The sequence below is a fragment of the Kitasatospora sp. NPDC086801 genome (assembly GCF_044745805.1).
Lineage (GTDB): Bacteria > Actinomycetota > Actinomycetes > Streptomycetales > Streptomycetaceae > Kitasatospora.
In genome coordinates this window covers 57,507-78,568 of the sequence record NZ_JBIVAX010000036.1, presented here as the reverse complement: position 1 = coordinate 78,568, position 21,062 = coordinate 57,507, and the positions used below count along the sequence as shown (strand labels likewise).

General features: G+C 72.8%; 15 protein-coding genes. 5 read left to right on the top strand and 10 right to left on the bottom strand.

The window, feature by feature from the left end; genetic code table 11:
* The first annotated feature begins 65 nt into the window (after window positions 1-65).
* A complete protein-coding gene (locus ACIPLC_RS29180) occupies window positions 66-488 on the top strand; it encodes a DUF6093 family protein (protein ID WP_400476004.1) in 423 nt (140 codons plus the stop codon).
* 74 nt (window positions 489-562) lie between these two features.
* Here the strand turns inward: ACIPLC_RS29180 and ACIPLC_RS29175 are convergent, their stop codons facing one another.
* Complete coding sequence (locus ACIPLC_RS29175) at window positions 563-1,231, bottom strand: hypothetical protein (RefSeq protein ID WP_400476003.1); 669 nt, start codon at window positions 1,229-1,231, stop codon at window positions 563-565.
* A 683-nt stretch (window positions 1,232-1,914) separates the two neighbouring features.
* On the opposite strand from ACIPLC_RS29175, the gene ACIPLC_RS29170 reads away from it, so the two are divergent.
* Both ACIPLC_RS29170 and ACIPLC_RS29165 read left to right on the top strand, forming a co-directional pair.
* Window positions 1,915-4,800 carry a glycoside hydrolase family 3 C-terminal domain-containing protein gene (locus ACIPLC_RS29170; RefSeq protein ID WP_400476002.1) on the top strand — a complete coding sequence of 962 codons (2,886 nt, stop codon included), beginning with the start codon at window positions 1,915-1,917 and terminating at the stop codon, window positions 4,798-4,800.
* Window positions 4,801-4,866: 66 nt separating this feature from the next.
* Window positions 4,867-5,052: a hypothetical protein gene (locus tag ACIPLC_RS29165; RefSeq protein ID WP_400476001.1), complete on the top strand. Its 186-nt coding sequence runs from the start codon at window positions 4,867-4,869 to the stop codon at window positions 5,050-5,052.
* A gap of 14 nt (window positions 5,053-5,066) precedes the next feature.
* On the opposite strand, the gene ACIPLC_RS29160 is transcribed toward ACIPLC_RS29165, so the two are convergent.
* The 8 genes from ACIPLC_RS29160 to ACIPLC_RS29125 form a co-directional block, all read right to left on the bottom strand.
* Window positions 5,067-5,411: a tRNA-binding protein gene (locus tag ACIPLC_RS29160; RefSeq protein ID WP_400476000.1), complete on the bottom strand. Its 345-nt coding sequence runs from the start codon at window positions 5,409-5,411 to the stop codon at window positions 5,067-5,069.
* Window positions 5,411-6,313, bottom strand: coding sequence for a 2OG-Fe dioxygenase family protein (locus tag ACIPLC_RS29155; RefSeq protein ID WP_400475999.1), 903 nt, complete (start codon window positions 6,311-6,313; stop codon window positions 5,411-5,413). Before ACIPLC_RS29155 ends, ACIPLC_RS29160 begins: the two co-directional genes overlap by 1 nt.
* Before the next feature lie 1,030 nt (window positions 6,314-7,343).
* Window positions 7,344-8,198 carry a formylglycine-generating enzyme family protein gene (locus ACIPLC_RS29150; RefSeq protein WP_400475998.1) on the bottom strand — a complete coding sequence of 285 codons (855 nt, stop codon included), beginning with the start codon at window positions 8,196-8,198 and terminating at the stop codon, window positions 7,344-7,346.
* A gap of 204 nt (window positions 8,199-8,402) precedes the next feature.
* A complete protein-coding gene (locus ACIPLC_RS29145; RefSeq protein WP_400475997.1) occupies window positions 8,403-9,746 on the bottom strand; it encodes an MFS transporter in 1,344 nt (447 codons plus the stop codon).
* A gap of 112 nt (window positions 9,747-9,858) precedes the next feature.
* The gene (locus ACIPLC_RS29140) at window positions 9,859-11,622 is read right to left on the bottom strand and encodes a sulfatase (RefSeq protein WP_400475996.1); all 1,764 of its coding nucleotides are present in this window, start codon (window positions 11,620-11,622) and stop codon (window positions 9,859-9,861) included.
* Complete coding sequence (locus tag ACIPLC_RS29135; RefSeq protein ID WP_400475995.1) at window positions 11,619-12,221, bottom strand: PadR family transcriptional regulator; 603 nt, start codon at window positions 12,219-12,221, stop codon at window positions 11,619-11,621. The genes ACIPLC_RS29140 and ACIPLC_RS29135 overlap by 4 nt, the downstream gene beginning before the upstream one ends.
* Before the next feature lie 251 nt (window positions 12,222-12,472).
* On the bottom strand, window positions 12,473-13,663 hold the full coding sequence (locus tag ACIPLC_RS29130) for an alpha/beta hydrolase (protein WP_400475994.1): 1,191 nt from the start codon (window positions 13,661-13,663) through the stop codon (window positions 12,473-12,475).
* 20 nt (window positions 13,664-13,683) lie between these two features.
* Window positions 13,684-14,436: a DUF2993 domain-containing protein gene (locus ACIPLC_RS29125; RefSeq protein WP_400475993.1), complete on the bottom strand. Its 753-nt coding sequence runs from the start codon at window positions 14,434-14,436 to the stop codon at window positions 13,684-13,686.
* A 431-nt stretch (window positions 14,437-14,867) separates the two neighbouring features.
* Between ACIPLC_RS29125 and ACIPLC_RS29120 the strand changes: the two genes are divergently transcribed.
* Together ACIPLC_RS29120 and ACIPLC_RS29115 are read left to right on the top strand one after the other, a co-directional pair.
* The gene (locus ACIPLC_RS29120; RefSeq protein WP_400475992.1) at window positions 14,868-15,554 is read left to right on the top strand and encodes a response regulator transcription factor; all 687 of its coding nucleotides are present in this window, start codon (window positions 14,868-14,870) and stop codon (window positions 15,552-15,554) included.
* Window positions 15,551-16,924, top strand: a complete 1,374-nt coding sequence (locus ACIPLC_RS29115) for a histidine kinase dimerization/phospho-acceptor domain-containing protein (RefSeq protein ID WP_400475991.1) — start codon at window positions 15,551-15,553, stop codon at window positions 16,922-16,924. The genes ACIPLC_RS29120 and ACIPLC_RS29115 overlap by 4 nt, the downstream gene beginning before the upstream one ends.
* Window positions 16,925-17,240: 316 nt before the next feature.
* Here ACIPLC_RS29115 and ACIPLC_RS29110 read toward each other — a convergent pair whose 3' ends face one another.
* On the bottom strand, window positions 17,241-21,050 hold the full coding sequence (locus ACIPLC_RS29110) for a cytochrome D1 domain-containing protein (RefSeq protein ID WP_400475990.1): 3,810 nt from the start codon (window positions 21,048-21,050) through the stop codon (window positions 17,241-17,243).
* Window positions 21,051-21,062: the final 12 nt, after the last annotated feature.

The window sequence follows — 21,062 nt, the reverse complement described above, 5'->3', positions numbered from 1 at the left end:
TCCGGCGGTACGGCGGTGGTCCGCAGGACGTGGATGCGCATCGAGAAGGCCGGAGGTGCCGCGGCGTGAGCACCCCCATCAATCTCGACGCCGTCCGCCACACCATGGTGACCACCGTGATGGTCGATACCGTACGGATCAGCAGGCCGACCGGCACCCCCGTCCTGGACGTCGAAACCGGGCTGGTGGGGCCCACGCCGACGGCCAAGGTGTGGGAGGGCAGCGGCGCGGTCCTCTCCGCCCACGGCCTCGCCGCCGTGGAGCACCTGGTCGGCGGCCGGTGGCTGGAGGACAACGCCTCCTGGTACGGACTCGTCAGCCCGCTGTCCGCGCCGCTCCCGCAGCGCGGCGACCTGGTGACCGTCGTCGCCGCGAAGGAACCGACAGCAGGCACGGTCGGCCGGACCTGGCAGGCCCTCGATCCGGGGGAGGCCAGCACCGTGGAAGTCGCACGGATCACCCGCCTCGACGAAGTCGTTTTGCTCTGACCAGTGCAGGCGCAGCCGCGGTGCTGGTGGGGTCAGTCCGGTGAACGGCCCCACCAGACGCCGTCCTTGTAGTGTCAGCTGCCGAGGCTCTCGGCGACGTGGATGAGTTCCGCGTCCGAGAGCCGTGGTGGGGCGCCGGTGGCGACAATGAAGGTGTAGGTCCCGTCCGACCACGTCAGCGAACGGGGGCCGCCGTTGGGGTCCGGTTGCGTGATGGTCGCGGGGTGACCCTTGACTGTGGCGGCCCGGCCGTCCGGTGGCGTGCTGTTCCGGAGGGTCTGGCTGATGATCAGGTGCCCGTGTACGTCGGGCCCCGTGCCCAGCTGGTACCCGATGGCCCAGGCGGGGGTGTCGGTCGGTAGTGAGGCCACGCCGGGCACGTCGACCATCTCGCCTGCGGGGGAGGGGTAGTAGTTCTCCGGCAGGAACGCGGGCCGGAGGAGGTTGCGCTCGTCGAAGTGGATGGCGGGCTTGCCGGTGACGTCGTTCAGCGTCTTGGAACCGAGCGGCTTGTTCAGGTGGGTGGTGATCTGTCCGTAGCCGCCAGGGTCGCAGAAGCCCGGGGGGACCGTGTGCCGCAGGGAGACCTTCACCGCGTTGCTGGACTCGCGTACCACGAGCTTGGGTTGCTTCTCGCAGCCCCAGCCGATGCTGAGTGTCAGGGTCTGGCCGTCGGAGCTGACCAGCAGCGGGTAGCCGGCCACGGGGCCTTCGTGGACCTTCGTTTCCGTGCCCTGGTTCATCCATGTGTTGATCGCGAAGCCGCCACCGAGAACGGCTATGGCGGCTACGGCGGCCAAGCGGTTCCGTCGTCCGCGCTTCGACATCTGACGGACGGTACCTTGCGTCACGAGCCCTCCCCGGCGGTCGCGGCCATGCTTGCGGCACGGCGTGCGCGAAGTCAAGCGAGGCAGGAAGCGGTACGTACAGGGCAAGTCGCTCAAATGCATCCTGTTCAATTGCCAAGAAATGGCAAAGCCTTGACGGTTGTGCCCGGAAAGGTCTCAAGAGGGTTCTTCCGGGGCTTTTATCTGTGGGGTGCGGGGCGTCGGCTTCGCGCTTTCGGACCTGCCGACCCTGGATGCGCCGGTTCCGGCCGCCACCACGGCCTGAGGCGGCGGGCGATGACGACGACGATAGTTGAGCCGCCGGTGCAGGCGGTGGCCCGGGACGCGCACTGGCGGGCCACGATGGCCCGGCTCCGGGCCCGGGCCCTGCCGGATCGGACCGTTTTCATCTGTGACGACGCCGACGCCATCCTCGCCCGCGCCCCTCAGGCGCCCCCCAGTGACCCTTCGCACCCCGGGTGCATCCGACGCGCCCTTGCGCGCTACCTGCCGGCAAGTGTTAATACGCCGTAAATTTGATTGATCGTCACATTTCCGGGCGATCCCGGCCCGGCCCGCCTTCGTCGATCGGTGCTGACATGCGGCGAATCTCCTCCTGTACGCGAATACTCCGGCTCGGGCTCACCGGCTGCCTCCTGGCGGCCGCCACCGGCTCCGGCACCTGCACAGCGGTCGCCATACCGGCCGGTCCGCCACCGCACGGCGGGTGGTCGCACGGCGGGTGGTCGCACGGCGGGTCGTCGCCGGAGCAGAGGGTCGAAGCGCTCCTCGGCCAGCTGACCACCGACGAGAAGGCGACGCTGCTGCAGGGGATCTCCGCGCCGAACGGGGTGTACTCGGTGGGCTACGTCCGGGGCGTGCCACGGCTGGGGATCCCGCCGCTGCTGCTGTCCGACGGCCCGGCCGGCATCCGGGACGGGCAGCCGGCGACGGCGCTGCCGGCGCCGGTGTCGCTGGCCGCCGCCTTCGACCCGGGGCTCGCCACCGGTTACGGCGCGGTGCTGGGCCGCGAGGCCCGGGCGCGCGGCTACCAGGTGCTGTACGCGCCGATGGTGAACCTCGTGCGCGTGCCGCAGGGCGGGCGGAACTTCGAGACGCTGGGTGAGGACCCGTTCCTCGCCGGGCGGGTCGCGGCGGCCGAGGTCCGCGGCATCCAGGCGCAGGGGGTCGCGGCGCAGGTGAAGCACTTCGCGGCGAACAACCAGGAGAACAACCGGCAGTCGTACAGCTCGGAGGTGGACGAGCGGACGCTGGCGGAGATCGAGCTGCCCGCCTTCCGGGCGGCCGTCCGGGACGGCCGGGCCTGGTCGGCGATGTGCGGCTACAACCCGGTCAACGGCATCTGGGCGTGCGAGAACTTCCCGCTGCTGCGGGACGTGCTGAAGGGCCGGTGGGGGTTCGACGGGGTGGTCGGCTCCGACTACCCGGCCACCCACTCCTCGGTGAACGCCGCGGCGGGCGGGCTGGACCAGGAGTTCGGCGGTACGACGTACTTCGCCGACCTGACCGCCGCCGTGGCCGGCGGACGGCTCGCCCCGGCCGTCCTGGACGACCAGGTGCGGCGGGTGCTGCGGCTGATGGTCCGGACCGGGGCGCTGGACGGCGGTCAGCCGCCCGCCGCCGACCCGGCCGCCGGCGCGCGCGACGCCCGGGCGGCGGCCGCCGCCGGGACGGTGCTGCTGCGCAACCAGGGGGCGGTGCTGCCGCTGGACGCCGCCCACCTGTCGTCCGTCGCGGTGATCGGCCCGTGGGCGGACCGCGCGTACACCGGCGGCTACGGTTCCTCGCACGTCGCCCCGTACCCCGAGCAGGTCGTGACGCCGCGTCAGGGAATCGCCGCCCGGGCCGGTGCGGGCGTCTCGGTGCGCTACCACCCGGGCGACGACGCGAACGCGGCGGCCTCGGTGGCCGCCGGGGCGGACGTCGCGGTGGTGGTGGTCGGCGACGAGGAGACCGAGGGCGCGGACCGCGGCTCGCTGGACCTCGCCCCGGCGGACGACGCGCTGATCCGCGCCGTCGCCCGCGCCAACCCGCGGACGGTGGTGGTGCTCAACACCGGCGGGCCGGTCACCATGCCGTGGCTGGACGCGGTGCCGGCGGTGGTCGAGGCCTGGTACCCGGGTGAGCAGAGCGGCACCGCGCTCGCCGACGTGCTGTTCGGCGACGCCGATCCGGCGGGGCGACTGCCCGTCACCTTCCCGACCTCGGCGGCGGCCACGCCGATCCGGGACGCCTCCCAGTACCCCGGCACGGACGGCGCCTACCACTACACCGAGCAGCTCGCGGTCGGGTACCGCTGGTACGACGCGACCGGCACCGCCCCGTTGTTCCCCTTCGGCCACGGCCTCTCGTACACCACCTTCGGCTACGGCAACCTCACCGTGACCGGCCCGGACGCGGCCGGGCGGGTGCGGGTCGGCTTCGACCTCGCCAACCAGGGCACCCGGACCGGCACCGAGGTGCCGCAGCTGTACGTCTCCTTCCCCTCCTCGGCCGGCGAGCCGCCGCAGCAGCTCAAGGCCTTCGACAAGGTCACGCTGGCGCCCGGCCGGTCGACGCACGTGGAACTGCCGCTGGACCGCTCCTCCTTCGCGGTCTGGGATCCCGGCGCGCACGGCTGGCAGGTGCCCGGCGGGCGGTACGGCCTCATGGTCGGCTCCTCCTCGCGCGCGCCGAGACTGCAGGGTGCGGTGGACGTCCCGGCCTCGCCGGCCGTCTCCGCCTGGTCCGGGCGGATCGCCGGCGCCGACGGGTCCTGTCTGGACGCGGAGGCCGCCGCCGCGGACGGCCACGAGGCGGTACGGCTGGCAGGCTGCGCGGGCACGGCGGCCCAGGACGCCACGGTCGGCTCGGACGGCACCGTCCGCGCCCTCGACGGCTGCCTGACTCCGGCCGGCCCGGACGACGGCGCCGCCGTCCGGCTGCGGGACTGCACCGCAGGCGCCGACCAGGTGTGGAGCCCGCGCCCGGACTCCTCGATCCTCCACCCGGCCTCCGGCCGCTGCCTCGCGGCCGCCGACGGCCGGCTGCTGCTGCGGACCTGCTCGGGGGGCGCCGAACAGCGCTGGGCCACCCCCCGCCCGAGCGGCCGGGTGACCGGCATCGCCGGGCAGTGCGTGGATCTGAACCGCGCCGACACGGTCAACGGCACCGCCGTCGAGCTCTACCACTGCAACTCCACCGGTGCCCAGGACTGGACCGTGGGGCAGGACGAGTCCCTGCGGGCCCTCGGCAAGTGCCTGGACGTCACCAACGGCTGGACCGCCGCCGGAACGCCCGCCCAGCTCTACGACTGCAACGGCACCGGCGCCCAGCACTGGCAACCACGCCCGGACGGCACACTCCTCAACCCGGCCTCCGGTCGCTGCCTCGACGCCCGCGACGGCAGCGGCGCCGACTGGACCAGGCTGCAGATCTGGGACTGCCACGGCGGCCCCAACCAGCGCTGGACCCTGCCCGCCTGACGCCTGACGCCTGACGCCTGACGCCTGACGCCTGACGCCTGCCCGCCTGACGCCCGCCGTCGGCCGATGGCCGATGGCCGACGGCGGGCGGGCGGGCGGATGGCGGGCAGGCACCCGTTCCTGCGCCTCATCCTGACCGGCGAGGAGCTGATCCCGACCGACGCCGGCCTCGGCGACCCGTCGCGCCGGCCCACCCGCCACCCCGCGGCCGTCGTCTCCGCAGCGCCCCCGGCCCGGTCGTCCGGCCGGTGACCTGCTGATTCGCGTCAGAGCAGCCGTGCTCCCGGCTTGACCTCCCGGTCCGGGCCGATCAGGACCACGTCGCCGCCGCCCTCGCCCGGCACCCCGAGGACGAGGACCTCGGACATGAAGTCCGCGACCTGCCGGGGCGGGAGGTTCACCACGGCCATCACCAGGCGGCCCTCAAGGTCGTCGAGCGCGTACAGGTCGGTGATCTGGGCGCTGGACTTCCGTACGCCCAGCTCACCGAAGTCGATCCACAGTTTGTACGCGGGCCGGCGGGCGCGCGGGAACGCCTCGGCGCGGACGATCCGGCCCGCACGGATGTCGACGTCCAGGAAGTCGGTGATCGTGATCCCGTCCGCCGCCATCAGACCCGCGCCGGGGGAAGCAGCCCGGCCGACATCGGCAGGGAGGAGTGGCAGACGAGGGAGTCGTGCGGGTGGGAGATGTGGCCCTCCAGGGCAGGCTTCCGGGTGAAGAAGATCAGCATGTCCCGGGTGGACGCCTGCTGCGGGTCGGCGGCAACCACCGGGGAGAGGCTGTGCTTCCGCTCGTGGTCGACGACCAGCATGGTGTCGAGGAAGTGGCGGTGCTGGTGGCGGCCCACGACGAGCTCCGGGTCGACCTCGTCCCAGCGGACCGCGTTGATCTGCCGCATGTCGTGGAGGAAGGTGATCGCGCTGTCGGCGGTCATGTTCTCACTGCCGAGCAGGGTGGTCATGGTGTGGTCCACGCCGTCGCTGTGCACCCCTTCGAGGGCGGGCTCGCCGACGAGTTCGGGCGTGGTGACGGTCCGCAGGTTGAACAGGGTGCACACCCAGCCGGGGTAGTCGTAGTCCAGCTTCGGGCGGTGCGCGATCTCCACGTCCTGGACCATGAACGCCTTGAACAGGAGCAGCCCCTGGAAGGCCCGGTTCAGCTGGAGGTCGTCACCGACCTCCGCGAACTCGCGCGTCTGTCCGGAGTCATGACGTACGAAGTCCTCGCCGGCCGACAGCACGAACGGCTGGAACTCGCCCCGGTCGACCGTCCCGTTCTTCACGTCGAAGTGGAAACGGCCGTTCTTCGACTTGCGGAAGGGGAGGGTGGGATCGTCCGGCAGGTCGTCACTCACCCGCTGAAGCTGGGCCAGGTCGGCGTCGGTGGCGCCGAGCCCCTTCAGCAGGCCGGCCATGTGCTCGCCGGGGACGAAGGCCGAACGCTGCTCGACGTACTCCTTCTTGATCCGGGTCAGGTCGGATATGACCAGGTCAAGGTCGTTGGTGCTCATGGGATGGATACTCCGTTTCGGTTCAGGGGACGACTCCCCGCGGGATCCTTCGGATCCTTCCGCGGTGGAGAGGAACGGCACGGCACACGGCAACAGCACGGTGCCGAGGACGACGGCCGCGTTCAGCCGCTCGCGGAGCAGGGTGCCGACGGATTCGGCGGCGAGCGCGGCGGTACCGGGGGTCAGGGGGCGGTGAGCTTCACAGTGCGGGATCTCTCTCGTGTCATGGGTGACGTCCGCTCTGGGGCGGAACCGATCGCCTACGACGAGAAGAGCCTATGGACCGCTGATCAACGATCAGTCAACAAACGATCTACGTGCGCGCCGGGTCTGGTTCAAAGTCTCGGCGGTTCCGCGAACCCGCAGATCGCGGACGATTGACGATCCGTCACGGAGATCCTCCCCGTACGCAGCGAAACTCCGACGATCAAGGTGGCCTCCCAGCCGCCCGAGCCGCGGGAATCCCTCATTCATCACGGTCTCTCGAACGCCGTTCGCGGTCAGTTCGTGTAGCGGAGGTCGATGACCCGGTGGGTCGCCTCGGTGGTGTCGCGTGGTCGATGTCGCAGGGGGCGGGTCTTGCCCTGCGGGGTGCCCCAACGGTGCTGACGCAATGTCGGTTCCTCTCGGGTGGACGTCGGTGGGCAGGCCGGGCGGTCGTGGCCGCGGCCTGCCCGTGTTGATCATCCCCACCGACTGTCGAGCTATGAGATCAATTTCCGCCATCCTCCCCAAGGGCGGTCTGATGAACGCCGATCGCCCGGCCCAAGGGGCAGGGCGATGAGGCGAACTCCCGTTTGACCGTTCACTCGTAGTGGTGCTGATCCCGGCCCTGACTGCGCGGTGGCGCCCTTTGACGCGTCTCAGCTGGTCACAGTCGGGGGCTCCCTCTGATGGACCGGCCTCCGATGGACCGGCTGCGGATCCGGGACTGCCACGGCGGCCCCGACCGGCGCTGGACCCTGCCCGTCTGACCCCCGCCGCCGGCCGGGTGCCGGGCGGCGGGCACCCGGGGTGGGCGGTCGGTGCGTCAGCGGGGCCGGGTGGCGTCGCGGGCGCAGCGGAAGCCGGCGTGGCCGCTGGAGCTGTCGGGGGTGTTGGAGCTCCGGGCGGCGACGCGGTAGCGGTTGCAGTAGGACTTGTGGCACAGGTGGGAGCCGCCGCGGATGACCTTGGCGGTTCCGGTGGCGGGGCCGGTGGGGTTGGCGGGGGGAGGGGAGGTGGGGTGGTCGGTGGCCCACCAGTCGGCGCACCACTCCCAGACGTTGCCGGACGTGTTGTACAGGCCGAATCCGTTGGGGTCGAAGGCGCGGGCGGGAGCGGTGGCGCGGTAGCCGTCCGTGGCCGTGTTCTTCGCGGGGAAGGTGCCGCGCCAGATGTTGCAGCGGTGGGTGCCGCCGGGGTCGAGTTCGTCGCCCCAGGGGTAGCGGGCCTGTTCGAGTCCGCCGCGGGCCGCGTACTCCCACTCCGCTTCGGTGGGCAGGCGCTTGCCGGCCCAGGAGGCGTAGGCGCGGGCGTCGTTCCACGAGACGTGGACGACGGGGTGGTCGCCGCGGTCGGCGACCGTGCTGCCCGCGCCCTCGGGCCGGTCCCAGGCGGCCGCGGTCACCGCGCACCACCAGGGGGTTCGCTCCACCCGCACGGCGGTGCGCCGCAGGGCGGCCGGGAGGAACCCGGCGAAGACGTAGGACCAGCCCAGGCGCTCGGCGTCGGTGCGGTAGCCGGTGTCGGCGGCGAACGCGGCGAACTGCTCGTTGGTGACCGCGCAGGCGTCGATGAGGAACGGGTCCAGCCGGACCTGCCGCACGGGTCCTTCGCCGTCGTCCGGGAAGCCTTCGGAGTCGTCGGCGCCCATCAGGAACGTGCCGCCGGGCAGGAGGACCATGCCGTCCGCGGGTCCGTCGGGACGTGGGGTCGGGGGCGGGGCCGGGGCCGCGAGGTCGGGCGGGCGGAGCGCGCCGGGGCCTCGTGAGGGCGTGCAGCAGGGCGCCGAGGGCAGGTGCATGGGTTCCTCCGGGAGTGGATCCGGCCGGCCGGGTACGGCGGGTCGGTTACGGCGGGCCCGGCCGGCCGGGTACGGCGGGCCGCGTCAGACCAGGGCCGCCTGGCGCCTGAGGTCGAGCTCCTGTTGCACCCGCTGCACGTCGTTGGCGTAGGGCAGGTGAAGGAGGGTCAGGAAGGCGCCGTTGACGAGCATGAGGACCACCAGGACCGCCAGGAACACCGGGCGCAGTCCGAGCGTCTGGCCGAGGAAGCCGGCGCCCAGGCCGAAGGCGGCCCAGGCGATGGCCTCGAAGACCGAGACGTAGATCGTGAAGGCGGTGGCCCGCAGTTCGGGCGGGGTGACCGCCATGACCATCGGACGGTTGAGGCCGGGGTTGACGCCCTGGGTGACGCCCATGAGGCAGAAGAGCAGGGCGTAGGCGCCGATGCCGCGGTAGTGGACCTGGGTGCCCAGGAAGGCGAGGACGGCGAAGGCGACCTGGGCGCCCTGGAGGGCGCCGGGGAGCCCGTGGCGGGGGCTGCGGCGGGCGGCCCAGTCGGCGAGGAAGCCGCCCAGCAGGGTGCCCAGCAGGTATCCGATGCCCATCGGCATCAGGACGACGGCGGCTCGCTGGGTGGTGAAGCCGAACACGTCCACGAGGTAGACGACGGCGAACGAGGAGAGCAGCAGGTGTCCGGAGAGCAGTCGTGACACCAGGAGGATCGCGAAGCTGGGGATCTTGACCAATGAGAGGACGGTGGCCAGGTCGATCTTCCTCCGGGGCGCGCGGGTGGCCTGGTCGAGGTCGGCGAGCTGCCGCTCGGCCGCGCCGCGGCCGGGGTCGCGGAAGCAGAGCAGCAGCACCACGCCGAAGAGGATGTTCAGGGCGCCGACGCCCCACAGGCCCCAGCGCCAGCCGTCGTGCACTCCCGCCAACTGCCCGATGAGCGGGCCGAGCACCGAGCCGACCAGTGCGAGCGCACCGTAGAGGGCGCCGACGGCGCGGCCGCGCGACGGGGCGTCGAACAGGTCGCCGATGATCTCGGAGACCAGCGGGTGGGCGGCCGCGTAGCCGGCCGCGAGGACCGTGACGAAGAGCAGCAGCTCGGCGAAGTCTCCGGAGAAGCCGGCGGCGATCCCCCAGGCCCCCCACAGGCCGGTGGACAGGACCAGCACGCTCTTGCGGGACCAGCGCCGCGCCGCCCACACCCACAGCGGGGCCGCGAGCACGCCGACCAGCTTGCCGGCGGCGGTCAGGATGCCGAGCGCGCCGAGCGTGAGGCCGAGGGCCTCTCTGATGACCGGGAACAGGCCGGTGACCAGGCCGGCTTCGGTGCCGTCGACCAGCATGGCGCCGCCGAGGACCGAGAGCTGGGCCCAGCGGCCCCTGACGGGGGGTGGGCCGGTTCGCGTGGCGGGTCCGGAGGCGTTCTCGATAAGGTCGGACATGCGCGACTCCACTCTTCGCATCGTTCGTCACAGGGGCAGTGCGGGGGAGCGGGGATGTGCTCGCCGGTGACGGGGTTGCCGCCCCGTCACCGGCAGGTCGTGCGCCGGCCGGTCAGAGCGCGGCGAGTTCCTCGGCCACCCGGCGCAGGGCCGAGACGTCGGTGAGCCCGCCGGCCAGGGCGGCGACGTCGATCAGCGGCGTCGGGCCGAGGAACTGCAGGAACTCGGAGTCGACGATCCCGGGCAGGTGCCGGCGCATCACCTCCACGGCGACCGGGTCGGAGATCAGGGCGAACACCGGGGTCCGCAGCGAGAAGCGTCCCGAGGGGTAGTCCTCCGGGCGGGGCAGCGGCTCGGCGGCCCTGTCGGCCTGCTCGTGCTGGGCGCGGACCAGCAGGTGCTCCGCGCCGACCGGGCCCTCGCCCGGCAGGCCGAGGCGCTCGTACTGGCTCGGCGGTGCGTCGTTCGCGCGCATCAGGTCCACCAGCAGGGTCGCCATCCGCAGTTCGGCCGCGTCGTCGACGAGCGGGGTGCGCTGCTCGGGGTCGTTCTCCAGGTCGAACAGCAGGGTGCCGTGCCGGTGGGGGTTGATGAAGGTGCGGCCCGGGACGCGCAGCGTGCGCACGCCCTTGGTGAAGGTGAACGGCTCCGCCAGCCGGAGGTCCGCCAGCTCGGCGGGGGAGAACCGCCCGCGCATGTGGGTGGGCATCAGCGTGTGCTCCAGCAGCGGTGCGTTGTGCACCGTGGCGGGGGCGCGCATGTAGACGTACCGGCCGTCGGTGACGTTGACGTGGCCGCCGTGGGCGCCGAACAGGGCCGCCTCGCGCAGAGGGGTGTCCTCGGCCACCGGCAGCGGGTGGCCCTGCATGTCCGCGGGGCGCTCGATGCCGAAGTACTCCAGCAGCGTCGGTGCGAGGTCGATCGTCTGCGCCAGGGCCTGGCGCCGCTCCCCGGCCTTGCCGGCCCGCGGGTCCCAGACGAACAGCGGCAGGTGGACCAGTTCGTCGTACCAGGGCTGGACGGTCTTGCCCCACCAGCCCTTCTCGCCGAGCAGCAGTCCGTGGTCGGTGTTGACGATCAGCAGGGTGTCGTCCCACAGGTGCTGCTCGTCCATCAGGTCCAGCACCCGCCCGAGGGAGTGGTCGCACATCGACAGCAGGGCCGCGTACTCCAGGCGGGCGTGTTCGACCTGGCCGGGGGTCTCCACCACCCGCTTGTAGTCGGGCCAGTCGAAGTGCGGGCCGTCGTAGTCGTGCGGGTAGAGGTCCTTGAACCGCTGGTGGGAGAAGAACGGCTCGTGCGGGTCGAAGGTCTCGATCTGCACGAACCACCGGTCCGCGTCCCGGTTGGTGCGCAGGAACTCCAGGCCGGCGTCGAAGGTCAGCGTCTGCGGGTGCCGGTCCTCGGTGGCCAGGTGCGGGCGGTTCACCCAGTCCTGTCGGTAGGACTCGAACCGCAGCTTCTTCAGGTCCTCCGGGATCTCCGGGTCGGCGACCTGGCCCTTCCACGGGTCGCCTTCCTGGCCGCGGAAGAACTCCCAGGTGTTGTACCGGCCGTGGTAGGTGGCGCCGCCGTCCTCCCAGTAGTGCGGGTGGTCGCTGACCAGGTGGGTGTACACCCCGTTCTGCTTGAGCAGTTCGGGCATGGAGTCGTCGAACGGCTCCAGCGGGCCCCAGCTGCGGTGCAGGAAGTTGTACCGACCGGTGTGGATCTCACGGCGGGCTGGCATGCACGGCATCGACCCCGCGTAGGCGTTGTCGAACGTGACCGTCCGCTCGGCCAGCCGCGCGAAGTTCGGCGCGTGCGTCCAGTCCCCGCCGTAGGGCGGCAGCATGTGCCGGTTGAGGCTGTCGAACATCACCATGATCGCCTTCATGAGGCGCTCCCCTCTCCGGCCGGTGGCGTCCTCTGCCCCGGCTGCCACTGTTCAAGGCGCTGGAGCATGTGCTCCAGCCAGGCCACCCACGCGTCCATGGCGCCGGCGCCGTACCGGTGCAGTTCCTCGTAGACCTCGCGGGCCAGCTCCTGGTCCAGCTCGGGCAGCGGGTCCTCGAAGCGGACCGTGCGGTCGCGGGGCCGGTTGCGGGCGATCTGCTCGCGCCGGTGGTCCAGTTCGGTACGGATCAGGCGGATCGCCGCCGTGCGGTCCAGGACCGCGGCGAAGGCGAAGCGGGACAGGAAGTCCGCGTCCTGGAACCGGCTGGGCGGCTCGTACGGGGAGTGCACCCAGTCCAACAGCGCCTCCCGCCCGACGGGTGTGAGCCGGTACACCTTCGCGTCGGGACGCCCCTCGCGCGGATCGACCTCGAACGCCACCCAGCCGTCGGCCACCATCCGCCCCAGCAGGCGGTAGATCTGGCTGTGGTGAGCCCTCGAACGGAGGAACTGGCCCTCCGTCTCGACCCACTTGCGCAGGTCGTACCCGCTGAGCGGACGGCCGGCCAGCAGGGCGAGCAGGACGTACTCGAACTGCATCGAGCCCCCTATGTGTGGAATCACTTATGTGCTCAGTGTTCTATCCACAGCCGCCAGGGCCGTCAACGCACCGGACGGCGACTTATCGGACCGTTCACGCGGGGTTCACGGTGATTCACGGCTCCGCAGCACCCGGGCGGGTGCCGTGGGTCCGGCCTTCCGGCCTGAGCCGCGGAGCTCGTGAGTCGCCGTCGGGCTCGTGAGTCGCCGTCGGGCTCGTGTGACGTCGAGGTGCGGTGCCCGGGACGCGGTCAGGTGTGCTGGGCGAGGAAGTCCGCGAGCTCCTTGTCGTACCGGGCGGGGTCGGCGTTCCAGGAGCCGGTGTGGCCGGCCCCGGGGACGGTGACGAGTCGGACCTTGTCCGGCCAGTCGCGGGCGAACCGGGCGCTGCCGGCGTACGGGACGAGTGTGTCGGCGGTGCCGTGGAAGAGCAGCACGGGCTGTTCGGGGCCGCCGTTGCGCCGGTTCGCCGCCAGGGTGTCGACCTGGTCGAGGTCCACTCCGGCTTGGAACCGGATGAAGGGGGCCGTGAGGTCGGCGATGGGGAACGGGAGTCCGAGGCCGGTGGCGATCGTGTCGATGGCCGCCCGGTAGTCGAGTGCGGGTGAGTCGAGGACGACTGAGCGGACCGCGCTGGTGTCCTGGGCGCGCTGAAGGTAGTTCTCGACGATCGCGCCGCCCATGGAGAAGCCGTAGAGCACCACGCCGGAGGCTCCGTGGGCTTGGGCGTAGCGGACGGCGGCGTCGAGGTCGCGCCATTCCGTGTTGCCGAGTTGTCGGTTGCCGTTGGAGTCGCGGGGGGCGCCGGGGTCGTTGCGGTAGGTGATGTCGAGGATCGGGTAGCCGAGGTCGTGCAGTCCGGGCATCGTCCGCAGGCCCGCGCTGCGGCCGGCGCCGAGCCCGTGGACCTGGATGACCCAGGTGCTGCGCGAGCCCGGGAGGTACCAGGCGGGCATCGGGCCCAGGTCGCCGGGGTAGCTGACGTCCTGGTAGTCCAGCCCCACCGCTCGGCGCGGGTCCGAGTTCCATACGGTGACGATGATCTTCGCCTTGGCGCCGACGGCGGGTGGGGTGGTGGCCTGGAGTTCGCGGGTGACGGTCTTGCCGTCCGAGGCGAGGATGCGGCCGAGTTCTCCCGAGCGCCGCTGTGCGGATCCGCTGTCCTGCCAGACCAGGCCGTAGGTGCCGGTGTAGCGGCTCTCGTCGGTGGCGGGAAGGGTCACCGTCGCGGTTCCCACGGCGACGATGCGGGTGTTCAGCGGGGTGTCGTCGGTGGGGTGCAGCAGCTTGCCGGTCAGGAGCCACAGCGCGCCGGACGCCGCGGTGAGAGTGAGGACGAGCAGGCCCGTGACGGCGACGACGATGCGTCGGCGCAGGCGGGTGCGGTGGCTGGACGGTGGTGTCGTGGGGTGGTTGGACGGTGCTGTCGTGGGGTCGGTCATCGCCGGGGTCGGCTCCTGGTTCATGGCTGCTTCAGCGTGGTGGGGCCGGAGGCCAGGGTGAGGGCGAGTCCGGTCGGTGTGACGGTGAGCGAGACGGGCTTGAGGGACAGGGGGTAGTCGGCTTGTCGTTTCCGCGCGGTGAGCTTGGTGTTGATCTGGTCGAGCTGGGGGCCGGTGATCGTTCGGCCGAGGAACTGCAGGCTGGTGGCGGTGATGGTGACCCGGCCGTCGGCCAGGGCGGGCTTCAGCGTCAACTGGCCCATGCCACCCGGGCCCAGGGCGAGCAGGAGGGTGCCGGTGGCGGGGTCGGTCCGGGTGCTGCTGATGGGTACGCCCTGGCCCGAGTCGCGGATCGTTTCCGCCAGGGAGTCGGCAGGGATCGTGACGGTGGCCCGGACGTCGGACGCCGTCGCGGGCTCGGCCAGGTGGAGGTCGTCGAGCGTGATGCGGACCGAGGCGCCCGTGAGTGAGCCGAGGTGGGCGTCGTCCGCGCCGAGCGTGACGTGATCCAGGTGCCGGTCGAGGATCGCGAGCAGCGCCGGGCCGGCGCCGGTGTCGACCGTCACCCGGGTGTCGAGCGCCTTTCCCATGCGGTCGGCGATCCGGCTCTTCAGGACGTGCCGGGTGACGGCCTCGCCGCCCCCGGCGATGGCCAGCACGACGGCCACGGGCAGGACGACGGCGCGAGTGATCCGGCCGCGCCGGGTGGCCGGGCGGCGGAGACGGCCCAGCCGCGTGGTGGCGGTTCGGGCCGGTTCGGGACGGATGGTCATCATTGTCCTGCTGTCGTTGTCGGGGCGTCGGAGGGGGCGAGTGGCCCGGTGCGGTCCCGGCGGCGTCCTGCGATCGGCCGTTGTCCGGGGGACGGGGCGTGACCGGTGCGCGTCAGCAGCACGACGACCGCGACGATCAGGAGGGCCGCAACACAGACGCCGAGCAGCACGAGGGACCTGGAGCCCGTGAGCACGACTGCTCTCCCTTGTCCTGACCCCGCCGGTCGGTGAGGCCGGAAGCATCCTGTCGCCGTTGTGCAAGGCGAAGGTTCGGCCTGTGTTCGGGCCGTGTAAGGATCACCGTCGGTCAGCCGGACGGTGACGGCCCGCGGGTTAGCATCGGTGCAGTTCGAAGCCGTGGCACGCGCGACTGGCCAGGCAGCCGCGCGATGGGTGCCGCGGCGCAGACAGACTGCGGTGGCACCGAACAGATGACACAGAGCAAGGGCCTTGTGCTGGTGGTGGAGGACGAGCGCCACATCGCCGACCTCCAGCGCCTGTACCTCACCCGCGAGGGCTTCGGCGTCCACACCGAGGCCGACGGCACGGCCGGGTTGGCCGCCGTGGCACGGTTGCGGCCGGTGGCGATCGTTCTCGACATCGGGCTGCCCGGGCTGGACGGCACCGACTTCTGCCGTCGGCTGCGCGCCGCCGACGACTGGACGCCCGTCATCCTGGTCACCGCCCGGGACGAGGAGGCCGACCGGATCCTCGGCCTGGAGATCGGCGCCGACGACTACCTCACCAAACCGTTCTCGCCCCGCGAGCTGGTCGCCCGCGTCAAGGCGGTGCTGCGCCGCACCGCCGGCCCACCGGTCTCGGCCGTCCTGGGCACCACCCGGCTGCGCCTGGACACCGGTCGCCGCACGGTGCTTCGCGACGGTGAACCGCTGGAGCTGACCACCACCGAGTTCAACCTGCTCGCCCACCTGCTGGCCCGGCCCGGTCAGGTCTTCAGCCGCGAGCAGCTCCGCGCCCAGGTCTGGGGGCAGGCCGACTACGGCGACAGCCGGGTCGTCGACGTCTACGTCTCGCAGCTGCGCGCCAAGCTCGGCGACGCCAGCCCGATCCGCACCGTGCGGGGGATCGGCTACAGCGCCCGGGAGCCGGGCCGGTGAGGCGCCTGCGCGCGGGCTCGCTCACCGGCAGCCTGGTCCTGCTCGCCACCGTGGTGGCCGCCACGGCCGTGCTGCTGGCGGGGGTCGCGGCCTGGCAGACCGCCTTCTCCAACGCCGAGTCCCAGTACCGGGAGCGCCTGTCCCGGCAGGCCACCGTGCTCAGCCTCGCTCCCAACCTGTCCGTGCTGCTCCTCGACCAGACCCAGCGGCTGACCGGGGCCACCGGCGTCCTGGTCGCCGTCGTCGCCCCGGACGGACACGTGGACGGCCCTGCGGCGCAGGCCGTCACTCCAACCGACCGGGACGCGCTGCTCGCCGGACGGACGCTCTCCGCCACGGCCTCGCTCGGCGACCAGCGCGTACTCGTCCAAGGGCACCCGGCAGGCAACGGCGGCGCCGTTGTGCTGACCCAGCCGTTCACCGAGGTCGATGCGGCTGCCAGCCGGATGCGCGGCAGCCTGACGCTCCCCCTGGTCGCGGGCCTGGTCGGAGCCGCCCTCGCCGGAGCCCTGCTGGCCCGCCGCATCGCCCGCCCCCTGGTCGCGGCGGCCGGCGTCGCCCACCGACTCGCCGCAGGTGAACGCGGCCTGCGCTGCGAGGCCGACGGCCCCACCGAGGCCCGCGACGTCGCCCAGGCCCTGAACGCACTGGGCGCCGCCCTGGAACGCAGCGAACGACGCCAGCGCGACTTCCTGACCTCGATCTCCCACGAGATCCGCACCCCCCTCACCGCACTCCAGGGGTACGCCGAGGCCCTCACCGACGGGGTCGTCGAACCCGGGCAGCAGGCCCAGGTCGGCCAGATCCTCCTGACCGAGACCAAACGCCTGGACCGCTTCGTCTCCGACCTGCTCGAACTCGCACGCCTGGACGCCGACGACTTCCCCATCACCCGCGAACCCACCGACCTCGCCGTCCTCGTCCGTGAGACCGCGCAGGCCTGGGACCAGCGGGCCCGACAGAGCGAACTCCACCTGCGGGTGGAAACCGCCGGGGAACCCGTGATCACGGTCACCGACGGATTCCGGGTCCGCCAGCTGCTCGACGGCCTGATCGGCAACGCCGTGCGCGTCTCGCCGCCCGGCGCCCCCGTGGTACTGGCCCTGCGTCGAACGGACACCGGCGACACCGAGCTGCAGGTCCGCGACGGCGGGCCCGGCCTGACCGACGAGGACATCCGGGTCGCCTTCCAGCCCGGCGCCCTGCACTCCCGCTATGCGGGTGCCCGCCCCGGCGGCACCGGCCTCGGCCTGGCCATCACCCGTCGCCTCACCGACCGGCTCGGCGCCACCATCACCGTCCACGGCCACGGCCCCGAGGGCGGCGCCTGCTTCACCGTCACCCTCGGCACCATCCCGCCCGACGCGTAGCCGCTCGCGCGGCACCCCGGGCCAGGGCCGCGCGTGTCCGCGGCCGAGTTGCAGAAGGCACCGAAGGCGAGGCACGGCCCGTCGCCTCCTACGCGGCGGAGCCGGGGACGCTTCGGGACGGCCTGTTCGCATCGCTGCGGTCGAGCCTGCCGAATCCGGTGCTTCCGCGGCGATGGGTACGGCTGCCGAGCTCCCCCGGAACGGGAACGGGAACGGCAAGGTCGACCACCGCTCGCTCCACCAGCCGTCCGGGTAGCGGGGGGTAGCGGGGGCGGAAGCGCGCGGCCGTCAGGTCGTGATACCGCCGTGAGTCCGCTCATCGGCAGGCGTCGCCCGTGGTGGTGCCGGAGAGGGATCCGGGCCAGTGGTTGGTCCGGCTCAGTTCGCAGATGCGGTCGGCGGTCCGGTCCGCGTCCGTGGGCCACAGCCGTGCTCCGTCGCCGGCGGCGGTGAGGAGCGTGCTCTGGTCGGGGCTGAAGGCGGCCGTGTGCACGGCTCTGGTGTGACCGACGAGCAGCGCTCTGACCTGCCGTGATGCCACGTCCCACAGGCACACCGTGCCGCCGGCGTCCGTGCTGGCCAGCGTGCGGCCGTCGGAGCTGAAGGTGACGGAGAAGACGGTGCTGATGTGGCCGGTGAGGGCGGCGACCGTCCGGCGCTGCGCCACGTCCCACAGGCGCACGGTGGCGTCGGAGCTGCCGGTGGCCAGGGTGCGGCCGTCGGGGGAGTAGGCCAAGGAAGCGATGGCGTTGGTGTTCTCGGACAGTACGGCGAGTGTGCGGTGCGTGGCCAGGTCCCACAGACGGACCGCCCCGTCGTATCCGGCGGTGGCCAGGGTGCGGCCGTCGGGGGCGAAGACGGCCTTGGAGACCAGGTTGCTGTGCCCCTGGAGGACTGCCGTCGTCTGGTGGGTCGCCACGTCCCACAGGCGCACGGTCGTGTCGAGGCTGCTGGTGGCCAGGGTGCGGCCGTCGGGGGAGAAGGCGACGCTCGAGACCTGGTCGGTGTGGCCTTCGAGGGTGGCCACCGGGCGGCCTGACGCGGCGTCCCACAGCCGCGCCGTGCGGTCGGAGCTTGCGGTGGCCAGCAGTTGGCCGTCCGGGGAGAACGCCAGGTGCATGATGTCCTGGCTGTGTGCCGCGAAGGTCACGAGGGGCCGGGGCGGGGTGGTGGTCCACGTGGTGACGGAGCCGTCGGTGTGGCCGATGGCGAGTGTCCGGCCGTCGGGGGCGTAGGTGGCGACGGTCGCGATGGCCTCCAAGTCGTTCGTCGCGCTGAAGGTGGCAGCGATCTGGCGGGTCTTGAGGTCCCAGGTGTGGACGATGTGATCGGTGGCGGTGGTGGCCAGCTCGTTGCCGTCGGGGGAGAGCGCCAGCGCGGGGGCGGACGTGTTGGTTTCGTGGAGGGTGGCGGTCAGCCGGCGCTCGGCCACGTCCCAGAGGGCGACCGTGTTGTCCTGGCCGATCGTGGTCAGGGTGCGGCCGTCGGCGGTGAACGCGGCCTGGCTCACCTCCTGGGTGTGTCCGTCGAGGACGGCCGTGGTGTCGTGCGATGCCAGGTCCCACAGCCGTACGGTGCGGTCGGCGCCGGCGCTGGCCAGGGTGCGGCCGTCGGGGCTGAAGGCGACGGTGCCGACGGCGCCGGCGTGGCCGGTGAGGGTGGCGAGCACGCGGTGGGTGGTGGTGTCCCACAGCCGTACGGTGTGGTCGGCGCCGGCGGTGGCCAGGGTGCGGCCGTCGGGCGCGTACGCCACCGCTCGTACGGAATCGGTGTGGCCGGTGAGCGTCGTGAGGGCACGCCGGGACGCCACGTCCCACAACCGGGCGGTCTGGTCGTACCCGGCGGTGGCCAAGGTGCGGCCGTCGGGCGAGAACGCCGCCGACCAGACGGTGCCGGTGTGGCCGGTGAGGAGGCCCGTGGTGCGGCCGGAGGCGACGTCCCACAGCCGTACGGTGTGGTCGGCGCCGGCGCTGGCCAGGGTGCGGCCGTCGGGGCTGAAGGTGACCGTGTCGACGGTGCCGGCGTGGCCGGTGAGGGTGGCGAGCACGCGGTGGGTGGTGGTGTCCCACAGTTTCACGGTGTGGTCGGCGCTGCCGGTGGCCAGGGTGCGGCCGTCGGGCGAGAACGCCACCGCCGTCACGGCGCCGGTGTGACCGGTGAACTGGTTGGAGGAGTAGGCGGCGTAGGCGCTCAGCAGGCTGCTGCGGGCCTCGGTGCTGTGGGCCGTGCGGTAGCCCTCCAGCGCGACCAGCGCCGCGGCCTCGGGCTGCGTTTCGAGGAGTTGCCTGGACTGGGCGGCCCGTTCGCGGGAGACCGCGATGCGGCGCTGCGCGTCGGACTGCGCCCCCTGGACGAACGCGGTCACCGCCAGCACCAGGGAGAGCACGGTCAGGACGGCCAGCGCCACGACCGTCCGGCGCTGGCGACGGCCACGCTGGTCGTCCGCCGCGGTACTGGCGTCCAGGAAGGCGGACTCCAGCCGATTGAGCGCCGCGCCGCCGGTGCGGGACCAGCCCCGGGCGGTGGCGAGCTGCGCTCCCCGGTACAACGCGCCCGGGTCGCGCTGGAGTTCGTGCCAGGTCAGGGCGGCCTGGGTGAGCCGGCGGTGCGTCCGCAGGGCCTCGCGATCGACGTCGAGCCAGTGGCGCAGCCGCGGCCAGGCGCGGATGACCGCTTCGTGGGCGACGTCGACGGTGCCGTCGGCCAGGACGACCAGGCGGGCGGCGGCGAGCCGGTGCAGGAGGTCGTCGATGGTCCTGGCGTCGGCGAGGCCGTCGAGTTCCTCCCGGGCCAGGCGGCGGCGGGTGTCCTCGGTGCCCTCGCCGGGGGCGGTGAGCCGGAGGAACAGCAGCCGCATGGCCTCCTGGTGGCCTGGCGGGAGACCGGTGTACATGGCCTCGGCGGTCTGGGTGATGGCTCCCCGCATGCCGCCGGTGGCCCGGTAGTCGGCCAGCCGCAGGACGGCCCCGCGCCGCCTGGTCCAGGTCTCGCGCATCGCGTGGGCCACCAGCGGCAAGGCGCCGGGCTGGCCGGTGGCCTCCGCGAGGACGGCCTCCAGCAGGTCGGGGTCCACCACGGCGCCCGCTCGGGCCGCGGGTTCGACGACGATGTCCCGCAACTCGGCCCGGGTGGGTGTGCCGACCGGTAGTTGGGCGCCCGAGCGGAGGGCGCCGGCCAGGGCGGGGTGGGCGAGGCAGCGGTCGTAGAAGTCGGCGCGCACGCTGATGACGACCCGGACCCGGGCCCGTTCGTCTGCTGCTGTAGGGCCGTCGGCCGCGCGGTCGTCGGCCGTGCGGTCGCCGGCCGTCCAGGCCAGGCAGGCCAGGGCCGCCTCCCGCTCCCCGACGTCCGCGCAGGTGGTGAAGAGCTCCTCGAACTGGTCGACGACGAGGACGACGCGCCGGTCGGCGGGCTGCGCGATCAGCCAGGTGTCCAGCGCGATCCCCAAGGCCGCGGGCTCGTCGGCCAGCGCGCGGGACAGGGCCTCCGCGTCACCGCCGGTCAGAGCGCAGACCGCCAGGGCCAGCGCCCGCAGCGGGCGGTCGCCGGGGACCAGCGGCGCGGTGTGCCAGGACTCGTGGAGCCGGGGGAGCAGCCCCGCCCGCAGCAGCGAGGACTTGCCGCTGCCGGAGGCGCCGACGACTGCCGTCAGCCGGTGGTCACCCACGTGCCGGACCAGGTGACTCACCAGTTCCGACCGGCCGAAGAAGATGTCGGCGTCCCCCGTGCCGAACGCGGCCAGTCCCAGGTACGGGCCGTGAGCGGGGCCGCCACCGTCCGCGTGGTCCGTACCGCTGTCCTGCGCCGTGGCGGACGGCCCTCGGACGGCCCGGGAAGCCGCCTGCCAGCGGGCCTCCCACTCCGCCTGCTCCCCGCCGCACACCCGCGCGTAGGCGAGCACCACGGCCAGCGACGGCAGGCGCTCACCCTTCGCCGCCTCCGCCAGCGTGCTGGCGGAGTAGTGCGACTCCTTCGCCAGCACGCGGTAGCTCGGTGCGCCCGACCGGTCCCGCAACTGGCGCAGCTCCCAGGCGAGCCGCTCCACCGGACCGGCCTGCGGATCCACGAACCGCTCCGGTCTGCCCAGCCGGGCCTTGCGCCGTGTCCCGTTCGGCCGCGTGTCCACGTTCACCACCCC